Annotated in this window: 4 protein-coding genes; 3 read left to right on the top strand and 1 reads right to left on the bottom strand. The window is 75.9% G+C overall.

Going from position 1 to position 2971, the window contains the following annotated elements:
- The 3 genes from BU198_RS02295 to BU198_RS02285 all read left to right on the top strand — a co-directional run.
- Window positions 1-624: asparagine synthase-related protein (locus BU198_RS02295; protein WP_262986986.1), on the top strand; the 624-nt coding region annotated here is incomplete at its 5' end.
- Window positions 625-746: 122 nt separating this feature from the next.
- Window positions 747-1268, top strand: a complete 522-nt coding sequence (locus BU198_RS02290) for a universal stress protein (RefSeq protein WP_188295120.1) — start codon at window positions 747-749, stop codon at window positions 1266-1268.
- A gap of 159 nt (window positions 1269-1427) precedes the next feature.
- Window positions 1428-2132 (top strand): DsbA family oxidoreductase, encoded by a 705-nt coding sequence (locus BU198_RS02285; RefSeq protein WP_188295119.1) that lies wholly within the window; start codon window positions 1428-1430, stop codon window positions 2130-2132.
- A 124-nt stretch (window positions 2133-2256) separates the two neighbouring features.
- Here the strand turns inward: BU198_RS02285 and BU198_RS02280 are convergent.
- The coding region (locus BU198_RS02280) for an NPCBM/NEW2 domain-containing protein (protein ID WP_188295118.1) at window positions 2257-2971 on the bottom strand (715 nt) is incomplete at its 5' end.

Below are 2971 nucleotides of genomic sequence, written 5' to 3'. Positions count from 1 at the left end.
CCGGCCGCCCGCTGGCTCTCCGACGAGGCGCTCTCCGCGGTGGCCCTGCGGCTCCGCCTGGCGGCGCGCAAACCGGCGCCCGAGGAACACCCGGGCGCGCATCGGGCCCGGCACGCCCTCTACCGGCAGGCGCGCTCCTTCCGCACGCTCGTACACGCCGCCGAACAGCCGGGCCAGCGGCTGCACGCGCCCTTCCTCGACAACCAGGTGGTGCGGGCCGCCCGGCTGCTGCCCGACGACGTCCGCCTCCAGCCCGGCGCCCGGCACGCCCTCCTGCACGCCGTCCTCACCGGCGCCGGCCGCACCGACCTGCCCCCCGACTGGGGCCGCACCCCCCGCCCCGACCGCACCGCCCCCGCCAGGGCCGGCCTGCTCCTCGCCGCCGACGGCCTCGCCGAACTCTTCGACGCCCCCCTGCTCGCCGAAGCCGGCCTCATCGACCTGACCGCCGTCCGGGCCGGCCTCGCCCGCTCCGCGGACCCCTCCGCCCTCTCGCCGTCCGCCCTCGCGGGCCTCGCCGACCTCGTCGCCACCGAACTCTGGCTCCGCCGCGTCCGCGCCCGCCGCCACGGCGCCTGCTGGACCGGCCTGCCCGGTCCGCGGCAGCCCGCCCTCAGCCCCTGACCCGGTCCGGGCCCGCGGTCTCTCCGGCCGCCCGCCTCCTCCCTGCGGCGCGGTTGCCGGTTCCGGATCGGCGGGCCGGTGATGATGGCGGGGTTGGGCATCCGGGGTGAGGAGGACGTGCGGTGGCCGGTGGGAGCGCGGGGAGGGAGGTGCCGGTCGTGCTGTCCGTGCTCGGGCGTCCGCCCGCCGGGCGGGTGCCGGGGGTGCTGGTGGCGTGCGACGGGTCGGACGGGTCGCTGTGGGCGCTGGACCGGGCGATGACGGAGGCCGGGCTGTTCGGGCTGCCGCTGTACGTGCTCGCCGTGGTCAACCCGGCGCCGGCCGGCTACCCGCCGGGGATGGCGGAACTGGTGCAGGAGAGCGTGGAGACGCTGGTCGAGAGCATGGCGGACGGGCTGCGCCGCTCGGTGGCCGTCGTCCAGCGCCAGCGCTCGGTGCCGTACGCGGGGGAGCTGTCGCTGCACGTGGTGCTGGGCAATGTGATCGAGGTGCTGCTGGAGGCGGCGACCCGGCAGCACACGCTGGTGATCGGCACCAGGGGCAACGGCGGCTTCGCCCGGCTGCTGCTGGGTTCGGTGAGTTCGGCGGTGGTGCACCACGCGGCCTGCCCGGTGCTGGTGGTCCCCGCGCCGCCCGGGGCCTGAACGGCCTGTCCGGGGCCTGACCGGCCCGCCTGGAGCCTGAACGGCCTGTCCGGGGCCTGACCGGCCGGCCCGACCACGAGGTGCCGGGAATGTACCGAGATGGTTCATCGTTCACCCATCTTGTCCGCATCCCACAAGACGTTCCCTGGAGCCACCCGCATGAAGGTCGAGATCTGGTCCGACATCGCCTGCCCCTGGTGCTACATCGGCAAGCGCCGCTTCGAGCAGGCCCTGGCGGACTTCGCAGGCAAGGAGCAGGTCGAGGTCGTCTACCGTCCGTACCAGCTGGTCCCGGACGCCCCGGAGACGGCGAGCCCGCACCGTGCCTGGCTGGCCGAGCGCTACGGCCCGCAGTCGGTGGCGATGGACGCGCAGGTGGCCGAGCTGGGCCGCGCCGAGGGCATCAGCTACGACTTCGACGCCGCGCTGCACGCCAACACCTTCCTGGGCCACCGCCTGCTGCACCTCGCCGAGACGGAGTACGGCCCCGCGGTCCAGGGCCGGCTGAAGGAGGCACTGCTGAAGGCGCACTTCACCGACGGCGTGGACGTCGGCGACCGGGCCGCGCTGACCGACGTCGCCGTGTCGGCCGGCCTGGACCGCGACCGGGTGACCGGCTACCTGGCGGGCGACGAGGGCACCGCCGAGGTCGACGCCCAGCTGGCCGAGGGCCGTGAGCTGGGCATCAGCGCCGTGCCGACCTTCGTCTTCGAGGGCAAGTGGGCCGTCCAGGGCGGTCAGGACGCCGCGACCTTCCGCAAGGTGCTGGAGCAGGTCGCCACCGAGATCGGCGAGCGCCGCCCCGTCCCGGTGCAGGTCGCCCCGGCCGGGGAGGCCTGCGCGGACGGCTCCTGCGCCATCTGACGTCCCCGGGCGGCCCCGCCCGGATCGCCGCGGACCCGAGGCCCGCTCCAGGACCCCTGGAGCGGGCCTCCGTCACGACCGCACGTCACGACCGCACGTCACGACCGCCCGGCGCGGGCCCTCGTCACGAGCAGCGGAAGCGGGCCTGCGCCCAGTTCGCGACGTTCAGCGCCGACCAGATCCCGTTCACCGGGGTGACCACCAGCTTGACCGACTTCTGCCCGGCCAGCGGCACGTGCACCGGCACCGCCTCGTCGCCGACGGCCAGCGGACGGGAACGCCACAGCGTGGTGCCGTCGCCGCCCTGGACGGAGAAGACGACCCCGCCCGGCGACAGCGTGGCGTCGTCCACCCCGGCCACCGCGTCGAAGGACGTACAGGTGCGGTTGAGGTCGATCAGGGTGGTCGCCGGGGCGCGCACGGTGATCGCGTGCTGGTGGTAGTCACCGCCGATCCAGCCGCCGTCACGCTGCCAGAACGCGTCGCTGCCCTTCTGCCGGATGCTCGGCTCCGGCGGCGGCACCCGGTTGTTGCCGGGCTTGAGCACGGGCAGCGAGTTGCCCCAGAAGTCCGTGGGCGCGGGCGGCGAGGGCTGGGTGAAGGTCGGGGTCGGCACCGGCGGCACGGTGGGCGTCGGGATGACCGGCACGTCGGGCGTGGGCAGCGGCGGCAGGGTGGGCACGGGCATGACCGGGGGAGCGGTGGTCGGCTTCGGCGCCTTCGGGGTGCCGGACGCGGGCGTCGTGGGTTCCTCCGGTGCCCGGGTGGCGGCGGACGGGGGCGCCGGGGCGGGCTTGTCGGCCGGCTTGGCGCCGGGGCTCGTCGCGGGTGCCGCCGGG

The sequence above is a fragment of the Streptomyces sp. CBMA156 genome, from assembly GCF_014596515.1.
In the GTDB taxonomy this organism is placed as follows: domain Bacteria; phylum Actinomycetota; class Actinomycetes; order Streptomycetales; family Streptomycetaceae; genus Kitasatospora.
Note: the sequence above shows the minus strand (reverse complement) of the source record. Positions and strands in the feature narration are given on the sequence as shown.

Excerpts from the sequence above, each read along its gene's own strand:
- BU198_RS02285 (WP_188295119.1), top strand. The coding sequence starts at position 1,428 with ATGAAGGTCGAGATCTGGTCCGACATCGCCTGCCCCTGGTGCTACATC.